Raw genomic sequence first — 18,724 nt, 5'->3', positions numbered from 1 at the left:
AACAATGACAACATTACTTAACCCGTATTTTGGTGAGTTTGGCGGCATGTACGTGCCACAAATCCTGATGCCTGCTCTGCGCCAGCTGGAAGAAGCTTTTGTCAGCGCGCAAAAAGATTCTGAATTTCAGGCTCAGTTCAACGACCTGCTGAAAAACTATGCCGGGCGTCCAACCGCACTCACCAAATGCCAGAACATTACGGCTGGCACTAACACCACGCTGTATCTCAAGCGCGAAGATTTGCTGCACGGCGGCGCGCATAAAACCAACCAGGTGCTCGGTCAGGCTTTACTGGCGAAGCGGATGGGTAAAACCGAAATCATCGCCGAAACCGGTGCCGGTCAGCATGGCGTGGCGTCGGCCCTTGCCAGTGCCCTGCTCGGCCTGAAATGCCGTATTTATATGGGTGCCAAAGACGTTGAACGCCAGTCGCCAAACGTTTTTCGTATGCGCTTAATGGGTGCGGAAGTGATCCCGGTACATAGCGGTTCCGCGACGCTGAAAGATGCCTGTAACGAGGCGCTGCGCGACTGGTCCGGCAGTTATGAAACCGCGCACTATATGCTGGGCACCGCAGCTGGCCCACATCCTTATCCGACCATTGTCCGTGAGTTTCAGCGAATGATTGGCGAAGAAACCAAAGCACAGATTCTGGAAAGAGAAGGTCGCCTGCCGGATGCGGTTATCGCCTGTGTTGGCGGCGGTTCGAATGCCATCGGCATGTTTGCAGATTTCATCAACGAAACCGACGTCGGCCTGATTGGTGTGGAGCCTGGCGGTCACGGGATCGAAACCGGCGAGCACGGCGCACCGTTAAAACATGGTCGCGTGGGCATCTATTTCGGTATGAAAGCGCCGATGATGCAAACCGAAGACGGGCAGATTGAAGAATCTTACTCCATCTCCGCCGGACTGGATTTCCCGTCTGTCGGCCCACAACACGCGTATCTTAACAGCACTGGACGCGCTGATTACGTGTCAATTACCGATGATGAAGCACTGGAAGCCTTCAAAACGCTGTGCCTGCACGAAGGGATTATCCCGGCGCTGGAGTCCTCACACGCCCTGGCCCATGCGCTGAAAATGATGCGCGAAAACCCGGAAAAAGAACAGCTACTGGTGGTTAACCTTTCCGGTCGCGGCGATAAAGACATCTTCACCGTTCACGATATTTTGAAAGCACGAGGGGAAATCTGATGGAACGCTACGAATCTCTGTTTGCCCAGTTGAAGGAGCGCAAAGAAGTCGCATTCGTTCCTTTCGTCACGCTCGGTGATCCGGGCATTGAGCAGTCGCTGAAAATTATCGATGCGCTAATTGAAGCCGGTGCTGACGCGCTGGAGTTAGGCATCCCCTTCTCCGACCCGCTGGCAGATGGCCCGACGATTCAAAACGCCACACTGCGTGCTTTTGCGGCGGGAGTAACCCCGGCGCAGTGCTTTGAGATGCTGGCACTGATTCGCCAGAAGCACCCGACCATTCCCATCGGCCTTTTGATGTATGCCAACCTGGTGTTTAACAAAGGCATTGATGAGTTTTATGCCCAGTGCGAGAAAGTCGGCGTCGATTCGGTGCTGGTTGCCGATGTGCCAGTGGAAGAGTCCGCGCCCTTCCGCCAGGCCGCGTTGCGTCATAATGTCGCACCTATCTTTATTTGCCCGCCGAATGCCGACGATGATTTGCTGCGCCAGATAGCCTCCTACGGTCGTGGATACACCTATTTATTGTCACGTGCGGGCGTGACCGGCGCAGAAAACCGCGCCGCGTTACCCCTCAATCATCTGGTCACGAAGCTGAAAGAATACAATGCTGCGCCTCCATTGCAGGGCTTTGGTATTTCCGCCCCGGATCAGGTAAAAGCAGCGATTGATGCAGGAGCTGCGGGCGCGATTTCTGGTTCGGCCATCGTTAAAATCATCGAGCAACATATTAATGAGCCAGAGAAAATGCTGGCGGCACTGAAAGCTTTTGTACAACCGATGAAAGCGGCGACGCGCAGCTAATCCCACAGCCGCCAGTTCCGCTGGCGGCATTTTAACTGTCTTTAACGAAGCTGGAAAAATCCTAAATTCATTTATTATTTATTTTTTTACCGTTTCGCTTACCCCTGTCGAACGTAAACTTACGTCTTTTTTCCGCCCAACAGTAATATAATCAAACAAATTAATCCCGCAACATAACACCAGTAAAATCAATAATTTTCTCTAAGTCACTTATTCCTCAGGCAATTGTTAATATATCCAGAATGTTCCTCATAATATATTTTCCCTCTTTCTTCTCGTTGCGCTTAATTTGACTAAATTTCATTAGCGACTAATTTTAATGAGTGTCGACACACAACACTCATATTAATGAAACAATGCAACGCAACGGGAGAAATAACATGGCCGAACATCGTGGTGGTTCAGGAAATTTCGCCGAAGACCGTGAAAAGGCATCCGACGCAGGCCGTAAAGGCGGTCAGCATAGCGGCGGTAATTTTAAAAATGATCCGCAACGCGCATCTGAAGCGGGTAAAAAAGGCGGTCAACAAAGCGGTGGTAATAAATCAGGAAAATCCTGATTCACCGTTAATTATTAATATCAGCTGATAAAGATAATTGCATCTGCGGGCCGTATGGCTCGCAGTGATTTCACTGGAGAAAAATATGAATATGAAGACCATTGAAGATGTATTTATTCACCTGCTTTCAGATACCTACAGTGCAGAAAAACAATTAACCCGGGCACTGGCAAAACTCGCAAGAGCAACATCAAACGAAAAATTAAGTCAGGCTTTTCATGCGCACCTCGAGGAAACTCATGGACAGATTGAACGAATTGATCAAGTTGTGGAATCTGAATCGAACCTGAAAATTAAGCGCATGAAATGTGTGGCAATGGAAGGTCTCATTGAAGAAGCTAATGAGGTTATCGAAAGCACCGAGAAAAACGAAGTGCGTGATGCCGCACTGATTGCCGCTGCACAGAAAGTCGAGCACTATGAGATCGCCAGTTACGGGACATTAGCAACGCTGGCTGAACAATTAGGTTATCGTAAAGCAGCGAAGCTTCTGAAAGAGACCCTGGAAGAAGAAAAGGCCACCGACATCAAACTGACTGATCTGGCCCTCAATAACGTAAATAAGAAAGCCGAAAATAAAGCCTGAAATATGAACTTTAACTTTTAGTCATTTTATAAAGAGGACATTTTCATGAATCGTATTGAACATTATCATGACTGGTTACGTGACGCCCACGCAATGGAAAAGCAAGCCGAATCTATGCTTGAATCCATGGCTAGTCGTATAGATAATTATCCTGAACTACGCGCTCGTATTGAACAACATCTTAGTGAAACCAAAAACCAGATTGTTCAACTGGAAACTATTCTTGATCGTAATGACATTTCACGTTCAGTCATTAAAGATTCCATGAGTAAAATGGCTGCGCTTGGGCAGTCAATCGGTGGTATATTCCCTTCTGATGAAATAGTCAAAGGCTCTATTAGCGGATATGTCTTCGAGCAATTTGAAATCGCCTGTTACACCTCACTATTAGCAGCAGCAAAAAATGCCGGTGATACAGCTTCAATTCCAACCATCGAAGCGATTTTAAATGAGGAAAAAGAAATGGCCGACTGGCTGATTCAGCATATTCCGCAAACAACTGAGAAATTTTTAATTCGCTCTGAAACTGATGGCGTAGAAGCGAAGAAATAATACCCTTTATGCCATGTCCTTATTGACCCCGTATATTACGGGGTCGTTTTTGTGCGGAATTAAAAACGATATCCTGCTGAGAACATAAACACCCACGGATCGAGGCGTACGCTATCGTGTTGCTGTGCACCGCCCAGTTTATAATTGGCGGTGGTATCGATATCCATGTACCAGACTGACATGTTAACCAACCAGTCACGGTTAATCAGATAATCAACCCCCACCTGCCCGGCAGCTCCCCAGGAATCTTTCAGACTGAGATCGGAAAGCCCCGCCTCTTTGCCATGATCGTTAAATCCATTATCAAAGAAGGTGGTGTAGTTAATACCTGCCCCAACGTAAGGACGGAATTTGCTGCTGGCATCACCAAAATACCACTGCGCCATCAGTGTTGGCGGCAGATGATGAACGGTTGCAATATCGCCGGTCGCCCGGGTGCCGATTTTATGGCGGAACGGCGTCGCTGCCAGCAATTCCACACCAATGTTATCGGTCGCCATATAAGTAAACGTCAGGCCCAGTTGCGTGTTATTGGTCACGCTGAATCCACCCAGACTTCCTAACGTACCACCAGCACCTTCTGTTGGACGTACGGTTGCAGACCCTGCACGCATAAAAAATTCGCCTGCTTCATGCGCATAGGCACTGCCAGAGAGAAGAGTTGTTACTGCCAAAGCCGCCACTGTTAACTTTTTCATATCCGCTCCGTCGTTATGGTTATAAAAACGTGACGAATATACCTACATTGGAGTAACAAATGATCCTACATAGATCACATTACATATGATAATTCACCATTTATTGATCTGGATTAATTTAGAAGTTGCATTGAGAATCCTGGTTAATGTGATTTAAATCAATTTTTAAATATTTTCGCTACGCAAATGTTAACTCGATCGCCACTTGCCGCGGTTTGCCCACGCCTGAAGGCCAGCAATTACCTCCGCTTTACAAAGATATGCTTTTCCATACAAGACCTGATGCTGCCACCCGAGGCTTAACCAGGGTACAATTGCCCGCTAATTAACACCTGCATAAAACTCAAGGAGAGTGCATGTCTATCACGGCGCAGTCCGTATACCGTGACACCGGAAATTTCTTCCGTAATCAATTTATGACCATTCTGTTGGTATCGTTGCTATGTGCGTTTATCACAGTGGTGTTAGGGCATGTTTTCTCACCCAGTGATGCACAGCTTGCGCAGCTCAATGACGGCGTGCCCGTTAGCGGCAGTAGTGGGTTGTTCGACCTGGTTCAGAATATGTCACCGGAACAGCAACAAATTTTGCTGCAGGCTTCAGCGGCGTCCACTTTTTCAGGATTAATCGGTAACGCCATTCTCGCCGGAGGCGTAATATTAATTATCCAGCTGGTGTCTGCGGGTCAGAGAGTCAGTGCGCTGCGAGGTATTGGTGCCAGTGCGCCGATATTGCCAAAGTTATTTATTCTGATTTTTCTGACTACCCTTTTAGTACAGATTGGCATCATGCTGGTGGTCGTTCCGGGAATTATCATGGCTATTTTACTGGCCCTGGCACCGGTGATGTTGGTACAGGACAAAATGGGCGTTTTTGCCTCGATGCGTAGCAGTATGCGGCTGACTTGGGCGAATATGCGTCTGGTGGCACCCGCAGTACTGAGCTGGTTGCTGGCAAAAACACTGTTGCTGCTTTTTGCCTCTTCTTTTGCCGCATTAACCCCGGAAATTGGTGCCGTACTGGCGAACACCTTGAGCAACCTGATTTCAGCCGTACTGCTCATCTATCTGTTCCGCCTGTATATGTTGATTCGCCAATAACCTTAAGCATTTGATTACGGAATCGTAAAATGAAGCAGTTTCTTGATTTTTTACCGCTGGTTGTCTTTTTCGCGTTTTACAAGATTTATGACATCTATGCGGCTACTGCGGCGCTGATCGTCGCCACGGCGATTGTGCTTATATATAGCTGGGTTCGCTTTCGTAAGGTTGAGAAGATGGCCCTGATCACTTTTGTTCTGGTGGTCGTCTTCGGTGGCTTAACCCTGTTCTTCCACAATGATGAGTTTATTAAATGGAAGGTTACTGTCATTTATGCCCTGTTTGCAGGTGCCCTGTTAGTCAGCCAATGGGTGATGAAAAAGCCGCTAATTCAGCGGATGCTGGGTAAAGAACTCACGCTGCCGCAACCGGTATGGTCGAAGCTGAATCTGGCCTGGGCTGTTTTCTTTATCCTTTGCGGTCTGGCAAACATCTACATCGCATTCTGGCTGCCGCAAAATATTTGGGTCAACTTTAAAGTGTTTGGCCTGACCGCTCTTACCTTAATCTTCACATTGTTAAGCGGTATCTATATCTACCGCCACATGCCGCAGGAAGATAAATCCTAACCAGACTGCCAGTCCTTCGGGGCTGGCGCTGTATCTCCTCTGTTCTCCTCAGGAAAATCATAGTAGCATCGCGCCTGTGATTTTCCTTTTAAGTCGGTTTTACCATGTCTACAACACATAACGTCCCTCAGGGCGATCTTGTTTTACGTACTTTAGCCATGCCCGCCGATACCAATGCCAATGGTGACATCTTTGGTGGTTGGTTAATGTCACAAATGGATATTGGCGGCGCTATTCTGGCGAAAGAAATTGCCCACGGTCGCGTAGTGACCGTGCGGGTTGAAGGAATGACTTTCTTACGACCGGTTGCGGTCGGCGATGTAGTGTGCTGCTATGCACGCTGTGTCCAGAAAGGGACGACATCGGTCAGCATTAATATTGAAGTGTGGGTGAAAAAGGTCGCGTCTGAACCCATCGGGCAACGTTATAAAGCGACAGAAGCATTATTTAAGTATGTCGCGGTTGATCCTGAAGGAAAACCTCGCGCCTTACCTGTTGAGTAATAATCAAAAGCCTCCGGTCGGAGGCTTTTGACTTTCTGCTTACTGAATTTCGGTGGTGCCGTTAATTTTAAACAGGATATTCACCACAATCCCACTGCCTGGCTTACCCGGCTCATAACGCCATCTGCGCATCGCATTTTTCACCTCACGCTCAAACATGTTCGCAGGCTTGGCTGAGAGGATTTGCACGTTATCCACGCGACCATCCGGCGTGACATCAAATTTAACTTTAACCTGCCCTTCAATGCGCAATGCCTGTGCTCGTGCCGGATACTGCGGCTGATTGCGGCTTAATGCGCGTGGTCCTGAAGCCACACTGGTAACCGGCTTGCTGGTTGTAGCCGTCGCCGTACTTGATGTCGGGCGCGCGGGCGCCGTATTTTCAAACGGTGATGCCGGACGCGACTCTACGGGTTTGACATCGCGTTTTGGCTGCTCCTGTACCTTTTTCACCGGCTTCGGTTTTGGCTTAGGTTTCGGCTTCGGCTTTTCAATGACCACCGGTGCTTCTTTTGGCGGTTCGGGGATCGGCTCAGGTTCCGGTTCTGGCTCTACCACCGGCTCCGGTGGCGGCTGAACGGCTTGTGGCGGTTCGAGATCCGCAGGCGCAACCATCGTGACAGAAATTGGCTGCGCAGGCGCAGGTAGTTCAATAACCTGATGTACCGAGGTATAGAGCAGACCCGCCACAACAGCACCATGAATGCAGACCGAAAGTAACGTCGGCCAGGGGAAGCGGCGAGGTAAATCAAGGGTCATTGAAGTCATAATCATTTCAGTAGAAAAACCAGGCCTCGATTTTAAATGCAAATAGCAATCATATTCAATAAGGCAAGACGATCAGGATCAGTGAAAATGTCATTTTTGGCGTAATTGACCTTACTTTTTAAATGGTCTTAACAAAGACATCATCTTTCCGTTGCAGATCTTCGCCCTTTCAAATAACGTACTTTACAACTTTCCCGAACAAGGAGTTGTGCCCGTGTTGTATGTTATTTACGCTCAAGACAAAGCTGATAGCCTCGAAAAACGCCTTTCCGTTCGTCCGGCACATTTAGCACGTTTACAGTTACTGCATGATGAAGGTCGATTGTTGACCGCCGGTCCAATGCCAGCAGTAGACAGTAACGATCCAGGGGCTGCGGGATTTACTGGCTCAACCGTTATTGCTGAATTTGAATCGCTGGAAGCAGCTCAGGCCTGGGCCGATGCTGACCCGTACGTAGCGGCAGGAGTCTATGAATACGTTTCAGTGAAACCATTTAAGAAAGTGTTCTGAATAGAGATTCAATATTTAAGGGCACGGTTTTTGCAACCGTGTTCTTGTTTGGCCTTTCCTTATAGGTCGGTCAGTGCATTCACCCCTACAAGCAGATAATAACTTTATCTGTATTTCTTTATATGATGTGAGCATATTCAGGAAAAATGCCCTTTCCTGACGCAGAGTTGCTCACTCAAAACCTTTGATTACTGCGGATAAAGTCATCTACTATTGTTTAACACATTCACGCGCTGCATGTATGTTCAGAAAATGTGCACGCTAAGATAATTAAACAAAATTGTGGTTACAGAGGTATCAGTGAGTCACTGGGCTACATTCAAACAAACAGCAACTAATTTATGGGTGACCCTACGGCACGACATTCTCGCGCTGGCCGTCTTTTTAAATGGATTGCTTATTTTTAAAACAATCTATGGTATGTCGGTCAATTTGCTAGATATTTTCCATATCAAAGCATTTTCAGAGTTGGATCTCTCCTTGCTGGCAAACGCCCCACTCTTTATGCTCGGCGTCTTTCTTGTCCTGAACTCCATTGGCTTACTGTTCCGGGCAAAGCTCGCATGGGCAATCAGTATCATTTTGTTGTTGATAGCGCTAATTTACACCCTGCATTTTTATCCCTGGCTGAAATTTAGTATTGGATTTTGCATTTTTACGCTGGTGTTTTTGCTGATACTGCGCAAAGACTTCTCCCACAGTAGCGCCGCAGCCGGGACAATTTTCGCATTTATTAGTTTCACGACGTTACTGTTTTACTCCACCTACGGTGCGCTTTATTTAAGCGAAGGTTTTAATCCGCGAATAGAAAGTTTGATGACCGCTTTCTATTTTTCGATAGAAACCATGTCAACCGTCGGCTATGGCGATATTGTCCCTGTTTCTGAATCAGCACGATTGTTCACTATTTCGGTCATTATTTCCGGCATTACCGTTTTTGCCACCTCTATGACCTCAATTTTTGGTCCGCTTATCCGCGGGGGATTCAACAAACTTGTAAAAGGAAACAATCATACAATGCATCGTAAAGATCATTTTATTGTTTGCGGACATTCGATTCTCGCCATCAATACGATCCTGCAACTGAATCAACGCGGACAAAACGTAACGGTTATCAGCAACTTGCCTGAAGATGATATCAAGCAACTTGAGCAACGCTTAGGCGATAACGCTGATGTTATCCCCGGTGACAGTAATGACAGTTCAGTATTAAAGAAAGCGGGAATCGATCGATGCCGGGCCATTCTGGCGCTGAGTGATAACGATGCAGATAACGCGTTTGTTGTACTCTCGGCAAAAGATATGAGCAGTGATGTCAAAACAGTTCTCGCCGTCAGTGATAGCAAAAACCTGAATAAGATTAAGATGGTACATCCGGATATCATTCTCTCACCGCAACTGTTTGGCAGCGAAATTCTGGCGCGAGTTTTAAATGGTGAAGAGATTAATAATGATATGCTCGTTTCAATGTTGTTGAACTCCGGTCATGGTATTTTCAGCGATAACGATGAACAAGAAACGAAAGCTGACAATAAAGAATCGGCGCAAAAATAGACTTTAAAGACGGAAGAGTAAACTTATTGGGCACCGCAATGGTGCCCAGTACATTTAGATATTGTAGATCGCAAACAATAACGAGTTACGCTGTTTGTTTAGAATGCACTTCCTGATGCTGTGGATACGCATATTTCGGCGCGACTGCCCCTCAAGCCAACGCGATTTACGTCGGCTAGCCTGACGCTGCATGCGCCAGCGCCCCACTTCCGTTCTACTCCGCTTCATGTTAACTACTCTATGCAATAACAGAATGGTCATTATACCCCCGCCCCCGACGCTGACCAGTGCTTTTCCCGCGTTTTTATTTGCCAGATGAATCCATATGCGTAAACTCATAACAATGCGCTTTCAAAAGGATTTCTAATCTATGACAACCGTTTATACGTTGGTGAGTTGGTTGGCCATTCTGGGATACTGGTTGCTCATTGCAGGCGTAACTTTACGCATTCTAATGAAACGACGCGCAGTTCCCTCCGCGATGGCCTGGCTGTTGATTATTTACATTCTGCCGTTAGTCGGAATTATTGCCTATCTTGCCGTTGGCGAGCTCCATTTAGGCAAACGCCGCGCTGAGCGCGCCAGAGCGATGTGGCCTTCCACCGCAAAATGGCTTAACGACCTTAAAGCCTGTAAGCATATCTTCGCCGAAGAAAATAGCAGTGTCGCTGCGCCATTATTCAAGCTTTGCGAGCGTCGTCAGGGGATCGCAGGGGTCAAAGGGAATCAGCTACAACTGATGACCGAGTCAGATGATGTGATGCAGGCGTTAATCCGCGACATCCAGCTCGCGCGCCATAATATTGAGATGGTGTTTTATATCTGGCAGCCCGGCGGCATGGCGGACCAGGTGGCTGAATCATTAATGGCCGCTGCACGACGCGGCATTCATTGCCGATTGATGCTCGACTCCGCCGGCAGTGTGGCTTTTTTCCGCAGCCCGTGGCCCGAGCTAATGCGTAATGCCGGTATTGAAGTTGTCGAAGCCTTAAAGGTCAATCTGATGCGTGTGTTTTTACGCCGTATGGACCTGCGCCAACATCGCAAGATGATCATGATCGATAATTACATCGCGTACACCGGCAGCATGAATATGGTCGACCCTCGCTACTTCAAACAAGATGCGGGCGTAGGGCAATGGATTGATCTGATGGCGCGTATGGAAGGTCCCATCGCTACCGCGATGGGGATTATTTATTCCTGCGACTGGGAGATTGAAACCGGGAAACGTATTCTGCCGCCACCACCAGATGTCAATATTATGCCGTTTGAGCAGGCCAGCGGTCACACCATTCACACAATTGCTTCTGGCCCCGGCTTTCCGGAAGATCTCATTCACCAGGCATTATTGACTGCGGCTTATTCGGCACGTGAATATTTGATCATGACAACGCCCTACTTTGTGCCCAGCGATGATTTACTTCATGCGATTTGCACGGCGGCACAGCGCGGAGTGGATGTCAGTATTATCCTTCCGCGAAAAAATGATTCAATGCTGGTTGGCTGGGCCAGTCGCGCGTTCTTTACGGAACTGCTGGCTGCTGGGGTTAAAATTTATCAGTTTGAAGGCGGGTTATTGCATACCAAGAGTGTGCTGGTCGATGGCGAATTAAGTCTGGTTGGTACCGTTAACCTTGATATGCGTAGTCTGTGGCTGAATTTCGAGATTACCCTGGCAATCGACGATAAAGGGTTTGGTGCTGACCTCGCCGCTGTTCAGGACGATTATATTTCGCGTTCACGTCTGCTCGATGCCCGTTTATGGCTAAAACGCCCATTATGGCAACGTGTCGCCGAGCGACTGTTTTACTTCTTCAGCCCGTTGCTGTAAAACGTCGCCAACAGAGGTTAAACAGGTAGTGACTATGGATATGGATCTAAACAATCGCCTGACTGAAGATGAAACGCTTGAGCAGGCCTACGATATTTTTCTCGAACTGGCTGCCGACAATCTCGATCCAGCTGATGTTCTGCTGTTCAATCTTCAGTTTGAAGAGCGCGGCGGCGCGGAGTTATTCGATCCGGCAGAAGACTGGCAGGAACATGTTGATTTCGATTTGAACCCGGACTTTTTTGCCGAAGTGGTGATTGGTCTGGCGGACAGTGAAGATGGTGAAATCAACGATGTTTTCGCCCGCATTCTGTTATGCCGCGAAAAAGATCACAAACTTTGCCATATCATCTGGCGGGAATAAATAATCGCTTTCGGCGTGAAAAAGGGCTGACAACTGTCAGCCCTTATTGTGTTTAAAGCGGATCGACTTTCAGGCAAGAAACGGCGTGTCTGAAACTCCCCTCCAGAACAGGACGTGTTTTGGCGCACTCCGGACCGGCAATCGGGCAACGGGTACGGAAAACACAACCGGAAGGCGGGTTGATCGGCGACGGTAATTCCCCTTCCAGTAACTGGATGGTTTTGTTCTTCTCCAGATCCGGATCAGGTATGGGGACTGCCGACATCAATGCCCTGGTGTAAGGATGTAGTGGATTGTGGTAGACCTCATCATAGGTCCCCAGTTCTACCGCATGGCCGAGATACATCACCAGCACACGATCGGAAATGTGTTTTACCACGGCCAGGTCGTGAGCGATAAAAATTAATGACAATCCCATCTCGCGTTGCAGCTGCTGGAGCAGGTTGACCACCTGCGCCTGAATTGACACGTCCAGCGCCGACACCGGCTCATCACAGATAATCAGCTTCGGTTCAAGAATAAGAGCACGAGCAATCCCGATACGCTGGCACTGCCCACCGGAGAACTCATGCGGATAGCGGTTAATCAGGTTAGGCAATAACCCGACTTTCAGCATCATCGCCTTCACGCGCTCGCGAACTTCCTGGCGTGACATTTTCGGATGATAGGTACGCAGTGGTTCAGCGATGATCTCGCCGATGGTCATACGCGGGTTTAGCGATGCCAATGGATCCTGGAAAATCATCTGAATATCACTGCGAACGGCACGCCATTCATCGGGCTTCATGCCCAACAACTCTTTACCTAACCAGGCAACATGACCGTCGGTCGCTTTAACCAGGCCAATGATGGCGCGAGCAAAGGTGGACTTACCGCATCCCGATTCCCCTACCACACCTAATGTTTCCCCTTCATACAGGCGAAGAGTGACACCATCGACGGCTTTGAGCGTTTTCGGCGGTTGCCAGAACCACTGTTTGCCATCTTTGATTTCAAAGTGCACTTTCAGATCGGCGATTTCGAGGAGGACTTTTCTTCCTTCGGTTACAGCATTCATAACAGTTCCTCCACCGGTTTAAAGCAAGCACGCAGACGGCCAGGCGTAAACTCTTCCAGCGGCGGTGCGCTACTACAAATTTCCATCGCATGCGGACAACGTGGCTGGAACGGGCAACCTTTCGGTAATCGCAGCAGGTTTGGCGGATTACCAGGGATGGTCAACATTGTTTCACCTTCCGCATCGAGACGCGGCACCGCGTTGAGCAAACCGATAGAATAAGGATGAACGGGTTGATAAAAGACATCGCGCGCGTTGCCATATTCCATCGTGCGCCCGGCGTACATTACCAGCACTTTGTCGCAGATCCCCGCAACCACGCCAAGATCGTGGGTGATCATAATGATGGCGGTATTAAATTCCCGCTTCAGTTCATTCAATAGCGTCATGATCTGCGCCTGTACGGTGACGTCCAGCGCAGTAGTGGGTTCATCCGCAATCAGCAGCTTAGGTCGACATAGCAATGCCATCGCAATCATAACTCGCTGACGCATGCCGCCAGAAAATTCGTGCGGGTACATTTTCATGCGTTTACGCGCTTCCGGCATTTTTACCGCATCGAGCATCCGCACCGACTCTTCAAACGCCTCAGCTTTGCTCATGTTCTTATGCAGCATCAGCACTTCCATCAACTGCTCACCGACGCGCATATAGGGATTCAACGAAGTCATTGGGTCCTGAAAAATCATTGAGATTTGTTCAGCGCGCAGTTTATTGAGTTCACGCTCTGGCAAATTGAGGATTTCACGCCCATTGAAGGTTGCCGATCCGCCAATACGTCCGTTGGCAGCCAACAGGCCCATCAACGCAAATGCAGTTTGCGATTTACCCGAACCAGACTCACCTACAATGCCCAGCGTTTCTCCGGCACGTAGGGAAAAATTCAAATCATTGACCGCCGTGACGTCGCCGTCCGGGGTACTAAAGGTGACACGCAAATCTTTCACGTTCAGCAGTGCGTCAGCCTGTTGTTGTGCGAGCGGCACAGTTGCAGTTTCAATTACGCTCATGGCTGCACTCCTTAACGATCTTTCGGGTCGAGGGCATCACGCAAGCCATCGCCGATAAAGTTGAAACAAAATAGCGTCACCACGAGGAATCCCGCTGGGAACAACAGTAACCATGGAGAGACTTCCATCGAGTTCGCGCCATCACTCAGCAATGCCCCCCAGCTGCTTAACGGCTCTTGCGTACCCAACCCCAGGAAGCTAAGGAAAGATTCAAAGAGGATCATGCTGGGCACCAGTAGTGATGCGTAGACCACCACCACACCGAGTACATTCGGCACAATGTGGCGAATAACAATGCCCGGCGTCGATACACCGCCAACTTGTGCCGCCTCAATAAACTCTTTGCGCTTCAGACTCAGGGTTTGCCCACGCACAATACGAGCCATATCCAGCCAGGAAACCATGCCAATCGCCACGAAAATCAGCAGGATGTTTTGGCCGAAAAAGGTCACCAGCAAAATGACGAAGAACATGAATGGGAAGGAGTTGAGGATTTCCAGCAGACGCATCATTACCGAATCCACTTTACCGCCCAGATAACCGGAAAGCGAACCATAAAGTGTCCCGACGACCACTGCCACCAGTGCCGCAGCAACACCGACCATGAGTGAGATACGCCCGCCAATCGCAACGCGCACAAGCAGATCGCGACCGGATGAGTCAGTACCAAAGTAGTGACCGGACTCCATATCTGGGGCGCTGGACATCATCGCCCAGTCAGTATCGTCATAGGCAAACTGCGAAAGCATCGGTGCCAGGATGACAAATAACGCGATTAGCACCAGCACTATCAGACTGGCAACCGCCGCACGGTTATGCATAAAACGTCGACGTGCGTCCTGCCACAAGCTGCGCCCTTCGACCTCCAGCTTTTCACTGAAATTTTCCAGCGTCTCGCTGTTTTTCTTACTTAACATCATCGCGAGCTCCAGTATCAGTAACGTATTTTCGGGTCGATAACCGCATATAGCACATCGACAATGGCATTAAACAAAATGGTTAACGCGCCAACCAGAATGGTCAGACTTAACACTAAGGAATAGTCACGGTTCAATGCGCCATTAACGAACAATTGCCCAATCCCCGGTAAACCATAAATGGTTTCGATAACCATAGAACCGGTAATAATGCCGACAAATGCGGGGCCCATATAGGAGAGCACGGGTAACAGAGCAGGTTTTAATGCGTGGCGTAAAATGATCCGCCGCATAGGTAACCCTTTCGCCCGGGCAGTACGAATAAAGTTGGAGTGTAAAACCTCAATCATAGAGCCACGGGTAATACGCGCAATACTGGCGATATAGGCGAGTGACAACGCCACCATCGGCAATATCATGAATTTAAGCGCCCCACCATTCCAGCCACCGCCCGGCAGCCAATGCAAAATGATCGCAAATATCATGACTAATAATGGCGCAACCACAAAACTGGGGATAACAACCCCGGTCATTGCCAGCCCCATCACGGTATAGTCCCATTTGGTGTTTTGTTTTAATGCGGCAATAACGCCAGCACTAACACCCAGTATTACCGCAAGGAAAAATGCTGCGGCTCCCAGTTTGGCAGAAACGGGAAAACTGGATGCAACCAGGTCGTTGACCGAATAATCTTTATATTTAAACGATGGACCGAAATCGCCATGCGCCAGTTGTTTCAGGTAGCTGAAATACTGTGTCATGATCGGATCATTAAGATGATATTTCGCTTCGATATTGGCCATCACTTCCGGCGGTAAAGTACGTTCGCCGGTAAAAGGGCTTCCCGGCGCGAGGCGCATCATAAAGAACGAAATAGTAATAAGAATAAATAGCGTCGGAATCGCTTCCAGACAGCGACGTAGAATAAATTTTAACATTGCCCTACCTTCTGGCCTGTGCCTTCTGTAATGCGATAAAAATCAGACACCGTGGAGCAGGACACGCCTGCCCCACGTATTGCCATTAGTGCTTCACAATGTACATATTCCGGGTGTAGGTATTATCCAGCGGATCTTTGCCGGTATAGCCACCAACCCACGGTTTCACCAGACGCGCATTCACGTAGTAATAAACAGGAACAATGGCCGAATCCTTATCCAGCTGTTGTTCTGCTTTAGTGTACAGAGCTGTGCGCTGCGCCTCGTCAGTCGCTTTCAGCGTTTCCGCCATAATGCTGTCAAAGGCCGGGCTCTTATAATGCGCGGTATTCATCGAGCTGTTCGACAGCATGGTGTTCAGGAAGGAAGTTGGTTCGTTGTAGTCTGCACACCAGCCTGCACGGGCCACATCAAAAGTGCCCTGGTGACGGGTGTCGAGAAATGTTTTCCACTCCTGGTTAACCAGTTTGACGTTTACACCAATGTTTTTCTTCCACAATGAAGAGGCAGCAATCGCCAGCTTTTTATGCAGATCGGAGGTGTTATACAACAGGTTGATGGTTAACGGTTTGTCTGCGGTATAACCCGCTTCAGCCAGCAGTTTTTTCGCTTCTTCGTTACGTTTTTCCTGGCTCCAGCCAAACCATTCCGGCTGAGTCAATTTTGCGCCATCAGTATACGGTGGAGTGTAACCATAGGCGGGCATGTCGCCCTGCGCTTTCACTTTATTAACAATGATATCGCGGTCCATACCCAGTTTCAGTGCGGTACGCACACGTACATCGTTAAATGGCGGTTTCTGGTTGTTAATTTCGTAATAATAAGTGCACAGGTATGGATCAACGTGAACTTCGTCCGGGATCTCTTTTTTCAGCTTCTGGAACAATTCGATCGGCATGTTGTTATAAGTCATGTCGATTTCACCACTACGGTAGCGATTGACATCGGTAACTTCAGAAGCAATAGGCAAATAGGTTACCTGGTTAATAACGGTTTTCGTGTTGTTCCAGTAGGTCGGGCTGCGTTCAAGAACGATTCGTTCGTTTACGACCCAATCTTTTAAGGTATAGGCACCGTTGGTGACGATATTACCAGGCTGGGTCCATTTTTCGCCGAATTTCTCGATAGCGGCTTTTGGCACCGGTGAAGTTGATGGGTGAACAAGTAATTTATAGAAGTACGGAACGGGTTCACTTAAGGTGACTTCTAGTGTGTGATCATCAATAGCTTTCACGCCGAGATCGGTAATCGGTTTTTTCCCTTCAAGAATTTCATCAATACCGGCGATATGCCCATATTGCAGATAACTGGCATACGGAGAAGCAGTGTTCGGATCAACAGAACGTTGCCAGCTATACACAAAGTCTTGTGCTGTGACTGGCGTGCCATCAGACCATTTCGCATCTTTACGCAAATGGAAGGTCCAGACTTTCGCGTCTTTATTATCCCAGGATTCAGCGACGCCAGGTTCCGGATGGCCGTCAAGATCGCTAACCAGTAAGCCTTCAAACAGGTCTCGGCTGATATTAGACTCCGGAACACCTTCAATTTTGTGCGGATCTAATGACTGAACTTCTGAACCATTGTTACGTACCAGCGTTTGTTTTTCCGCCAGTGTGACGCCTGCGGGTACATCAGCTGCCAGCGCGACATTCCCTGCCATAAGCGCAGCCAAAACGCCAGCTGCTACTAAACTTCTCTTGGTGATGTTGGTCATTGTTTTTTGGACTCCCTCATTATAATTACTGGTATTAACCAGCATGTGTAATCCCGGATTGGGACCCTGCACAGGCTCGGAGACTTTCTGCTGTCAGGTTACTTTATCGTTACGTATTACTATCACCGACTTTATTTATTCTGGTGATTCAGACGATCACCTTATGTCGATTCGTACTGTGTCTCCCCTGTCGAGACACATTATTCTTTCGCGACGCTCTTTAATTGTTAATTATTCTCATTACCAATAAAGAATCGTCTGGCGGTTGCCCGGAAAGTACCAAATGCGCTTCTTACTCGCCAATACATTTTGCAAAATTGTTAAGCAATTCTCTTTTATTGACCGTATCAGAATCTATAGCTTGCATCCATGTCTTAACAAACATCTTTTAATTCAATCAAATAGAGATTGGTTAAGCATGTCTCTCTTTTCTGATTACAGTTCCAGTAGTGAAATGCACAATAATTTAACAATTGATTATTATTTAGCACTTTCCTCTACCAAAGGCAGTGGAATTACTAATATCATTTCAATTATTCTTCAGCAAGCCCAGGATTATGATGTGGCGAAAATAACATGATGGTGAGGAGAAGCAGTTAAGGAAATCCTTATAACTAACTGTAATTTGAGAAGAATATTTTTACCTATTCCTTTTGCTTTTGATAACTGCGCGGGTACAAAGTAAAAATAATGACGAAGTAAACGGAGCATGGCAGCTCCGTTTCATTTGAAAGGAATTAATTAAGCAGGCCGGGGAAAATCCCCTTAATACCAGTAACGATAAATTCAATCCCCAATGCCATCAGCAATAGCCCCATAATACGCGTGATCACGTTGATGCCGGTTTGGCGTAAAACCCGTACCAGCCACGGTGCCATGCGGAACAATCCCCAGCAACATAAAGCGAACAATGCAATAGCCACAAAGAAACCAAACAGATAGCTAATGCTGTGATAACGCGTACCCCAGACGATGGTAGAACTGATCGCCCCTGGCCCCGCCATCAACGGCAACGCCAGTGGCACCACACCAATGCTTTCACGTACCGCGGTTTCTGATTTTTCTTGCTTGTTCTGTTTATCCTCGCCAAGCTTGCCGCTGATCATCGACATCGCTATCGTCACCACCAGGATGCCCCCGGCGATACGGAACGAATCAATTGATATACCAAAAAGTTGCAGAATCGTGTCGCCGAGAAAAAGCGAGATCCACAAGATAATAGCCACAGACAGGTTGGCTGTAAGGTTCGTTTTGTTTCGCGCTGCCGCTGTCTGATAACTGGTCATGCTGATAAAGACGGGAATAATCCCTACCGGGTTGACCAGCGCAAATAACCCGATGAAAAATTTGAAGTAAACGGGAAAATCAAAAAGGGTCTGAATCACGGTTAGCTCCGAAGCAAAAGCCGGATAATGTTAGCCATAAATAAGGTTAAAAAGACGCGCTGACAATACGCCTTTTGACAGCATTTTTCACCTCCTAACT

Annotated in this window: 23 protein-coding genes and 1 pseudogene; 14 read left to right on the top strand and 10 right to left on the bottom strand. The window is 48.0% G+C overall.

What is annotated here, in order from left to right:
* Window positions 1-4: 4 nt before the first annotated feature.
* From trpB to ACJHX3_RS07890, 5 genes are all read left to right on the top strand, one after another.
* On the top strand, window positions 5-1,198 hold the full coding sequence (gene trpB / locus ACJHX3_RS07910; RefSeq protein ID WP_087890827.1) for a tryptophan synthase subunit beta: 1,194 nt from the start codon (window positions 5-7) through the stop codon (window positions 1,196-1,198).
* Window positions 1,198-2,004 (top strand): tryptophan synthase subunit alpha, encoded by an 807-nt coding sequence (gene trpA / locus ACJHX3_RS07905; protein ID WP_087890826.1) that lies wholly within the window; start codon window positions 1,198-1,200, stop codon window positions 2,002-2,004. The genes trpB and trpA overlap by 1 nt, the downstream gene beginning before the upstream one ends.
* A 380-nt stretch (window positions 2,005-2,384) precedes the next feature.
* Entirely contained in the window at window positions 2,385-2,564 is a 180-nt protein-coding gene (locus ACJHX3_RS07900) for a general stress protein (protein ID WP_000807651.1), read from the top strand.
* 85 nt (window positions 2,565-2,649) lie between these two features.
* Window positions 2,650-3,150 (top strand): ferritin-like domain-containing protein, encoded by a 501-nt coding sequence (locus ACJHX3_RS07895; protein ID WP_001056491.1) that lies wholly within the window; start codon window positions 2,650-2,652, stop codon window positions 3,148-3,150.
* Between the two features lie 45 nt (window positions 3,151-3,195).
* Entirely contained in the window at window positions 3,196-3,702 is a 507-nt protein-coding gene (locus tag ACJHX3_RS07890; protein WP_001079500.1) for a ferritin-like domain-containing protein, read from the top strand.
* A gap of 59 nt (window positions 3,703-3,761) precedes the next feature.
* Here the strand turns inward: ACJHX3_RS07890 and ompW are convergent, their stop codons facing one another.
* Window positions 3,762-4,400 carry an outer membrane protein OmpW gene (ompW, locus tag ACJHX3_RS07885; protein WP_000737245.1) on the bottom strand — a complete coding sequence of 213 codons (639 nt, stop codon included), beginning with the start codon at window positions 4,398-4,400 and terminating at the stop codon, window positions 3,762-3,764.
* Window positions 4,401-4,639: 239 nt separating this feature from the next.
* Between ompW and ACJHX3_RS07880 the strand changes: the two are divergent.
* From ACJHX3_RS07880 to yciA, 4 genes and pseudogenes are all read left to right on the top strand, one after another.
* Window positions 4,640-4,729: pseudogene (locus ACJHX3_RS07880) on the top strand (YkgJ family cysteine cluster protein); the annotation flags it as partial.
* Between the two features lie 27 nt (window positions 4,730-4,756).
* Complete coding sequence (locus tag ACJHX3_RS07875; protein WP_001590085.1) at window positions 4,757-5,500, top strand: YciC family protein; 744 nt, start codon at window positions 4,757-4,759, stop codon at window positions 5,498-5,500.
* 29 nt (window positions 5,501-5,529) lie between these two features.
* Window positions 5,530-6,069: a septation protein A gene (locus ACJHX3_RS07870; RefSeq protein ID WP_000808667.1), complete on the top strand. Its 540-nt coding sequence runs from the start codon at window positions 5,530-5,532 to the stop codon at window positions 6,067-6,069.
* A 104-nt stretch (window positions 6,070-6,173) separates the two neighbouring features.
* Complete coding sequence (gene yciA / locus ACJHX3_RS07865) at window positions 6,174-6,572, top strand: acyl-CoA thioester hydrolase YciA (protein WP_000108160.1); 399 nt, start codon at window positions 6,174-6,176, stop codon at window positions 6,570-6,572.
* A gap of 39 nt (window positions 6,573-6,611) precedes the next feature.
* On the opposite strand, the gene tonB is transcribed toward yciA, so the two are convergent.
* Entirely contained in the window at window positions 6,612-7,331 is a 720-nt protein-coding gene (gene tonB / locus ACJHX3_RS07860) for a TonB system transport protein TonB (protein ID WP_001590084.1), read from the bottom strand.
* A 223-nt stretch (window positions 7,332-7,554) separates the two neighbouring features.
* Between tonB and ACJHX3_RS07855 the strand changes: the two genes are divergently transcribed.
* Window positions 7,555-7,851 (top strand): YciI family protein, encoded by a 297-nt coding sequence (locus tag ACJHX3_RS07855; protein ID WP_001590083.1) that lies wholly within the window; start codon window positions 7,555-7,557, stop codon window positions 7,849-7,851.
* A 300-nt stretch (window positions 7,852-8,151) separates the two neighbouring features.
* Window positions 8,152-9,405 carry a voltage-gated potassium channel protein gene (kch, locus tag ACJHX3_RS07850; protein ID WP_001306570.1) on the top strand — a complete coding sequence of 418 codons (1,254 nt, stop codon included), beginning with the start codon at window positions 8,152-8,154 and terminating at the stop codon, window positions 9,403-9,405.
* Between the two features lie 54 nt (window positions 9,406-9,459).
* Here kch and ACJHX3_RS07845 read toward each other — a convergent pair whose 3' ends face one another.
* The gene (locus tag ACJHX3_RS07845; protein ID WP_001309467.1) at window positions 9,460-9,633 is read right to left on the bottom strand and encodes a YciY family protein; all 174 of its coding nucleotides are present in this window, start codon (window positions 9,631-9,633) and stop codon (window positions 9,460-9,462) included.
* A 142-nt stretch (window positions 9,634-9,775) separates the two neighbouring features.
* Between ACJHX3_RS07845 and cls the strand changes: the two genes are divergently transcribed.
* Both cls and ACJHX3_RS07835 read left to right on the top strand, forming a co-directional pair.
* A complete protein-coding gene (gene cls, locus ACJHX3_RS07840) occupies window positions 9,776-11,236 on the top strand; it encodes a cardiolipin synthase (protein WP_000214516.1) in 1,461 nt (486 codons plus the stop codon).
* 34 nt (window positions 11,237-11,270) lie between these two features.
* Window positions 11,271-11,600 (top strand): HI1450 family dsDNA-mimic protein, encoded by a 330-nt coding sequence (locus tag ACJHX3_RS07835; RefSeq protein WP_000366959.1) that lies wholly within the window; start codon window positions 11,271-11,273, stop codon window positions 11,598-11,600.
* Between the two features lie 52 nt (window positions 11,601-11,652).
* On the opposite strand, the gene oppF is transcribed toward ACJHX3_RS07835, so the two are convergent.
* The 5 genes from oppF to oppA all read right to left on the bottom strand — a co-directional run bounded on the left by oppF (window position 11,653) and on the right by oppA (window position 17,239).
* Window positions 11,653-12,657: a murein tripeptide/oligopeptide ABC transporter ATP-binding protein OppF gene (gene oppF / locus ACJHX3_RS07830; RefSeq protein WP_000994905.1), complete on the bottom strand. Its 1,005-nt coding sequence runs from the start codon at window positions 12,655-12,657 to the stop codon at window positions 11,653-11,655.
* Window positions 12,654-13,667: a murein tripeptide/oligopeptide ABC transporter ATP-binding protein OppD gene (oppD, locus tag ACJHX3_RS07825; RefSeq protein WP_000110954.1), complete on the bottom strand. Its 1,014-nt coding sequence runs from the start codon at window positions 13,665-13,667 to the stop codon at window positions 12,654-12,656. Before oppD ends, oppF begins: the two co-directional genes overlap by 4 nt.
* 11 nt (window positions 13,668-13,678) lie before the next feature.
* The gene (gene oppC, locus ACJHX3_RS07820; RefSeq protein ID WP_000979659.1) at window positions 13,679-14,587 is read right to left on the bottom strand and encodes an oligopeptide ABC transporter permease OppC; all 909 of its coding nucleotides are present in this window, start codon (window positions 14,585-14,587) and stop codon (window positions 13,679-13,681) included.
* 14 nt (window positions 14,588-14,601) lie between these two features.
* A complete protein-coding gene (gene oppB / locus ACJHX3_RS07815; protein WP_000911112.1) occupies window positions 14,602-15,522 on the bottom strand; it encodes an oligopeptide ABC transporter permease OppB in 921 nt (306 codons plus the stop codon).
* Between the two features lie 85 nt (window positions 15,523-15,607).
* Window positions 15,608-17,239, bottom strand: a complete 1,632-nt coding sequence (oppA, locus tag ACJHX3_RS07810) for an oligopeptide ABC transporter substrate-binding protein OppA (protein ID WP_024185227.1) — start codon at window positions 17,237-17,239, stop codon at window positions 15,608-15,610.
* 283 nt (window positions 17,240-17,522) lie between these two features.
* Between oppA and ACJHX3_RS07805 the strand changes: the two genes are divergently transcribed.
* Window positions 17,523-17,819: a hypothetical protein gene (locus ACJHX3_RS07805; RefSeq protein WP_001211512.1), complete on the top strand. Its 297-nt coding sequence runs from the start codon at window positions 17,523-17,525 to the stop codon at window positions 17,817-17,819.
* 157 nt (window positions 17,820-17,976) lie between these two features.
* Here the strand turns inward: ACJHX3_RS07805 and ychE (ACJHX3_RS07800) are convergent, their stop codons facing one another.
* Together ychE (ACJHX3_RS07800) and ychE (ACJHX3_RS07795) are read right to left on the bottom strand one after the other, a co-directional pair.
* Complete coding sequence (ychE, locus tag ACJHX3_RS07800) at window positions 17,977-18,624, bottom strand: NAAT family transporter YchE (protein WP_000616773.1); 648 nt, start codon at window positions 18,622-18,624, stop codon at window positions 17,977-17,979.
* A gap of 30 nt (window positions 18,625-18,654) precedes the next feature.
* Window positions 18,655-18,708 carry a protein YchT gene (gene ychE / locus ACJHX3_RS07795; protein WP_211180492.1) on the bottom strand — a complete coding sequence of 18 codons (54 nt, stop codon included), beginning with the start codon at window positions 18,706-18,708 and terminating at the stop codon, window positions 18,655-18,657.
* Window positions 18,709-18,724: the final 16 nt, after the last annotated feature.

It is taken from the genome of Escherichia sp. WS1265 (assembly GCF_046487585.1).
Lineage (GTDB): Bacteria > Pseudomonadota > Gammaproteobacteria > Enterobacterales > Enterobacteriaceae > Escherichia > Escherichia coli.
This window is presented reverse-complemented; position numbering and strand designations above follow the sequence as displayed.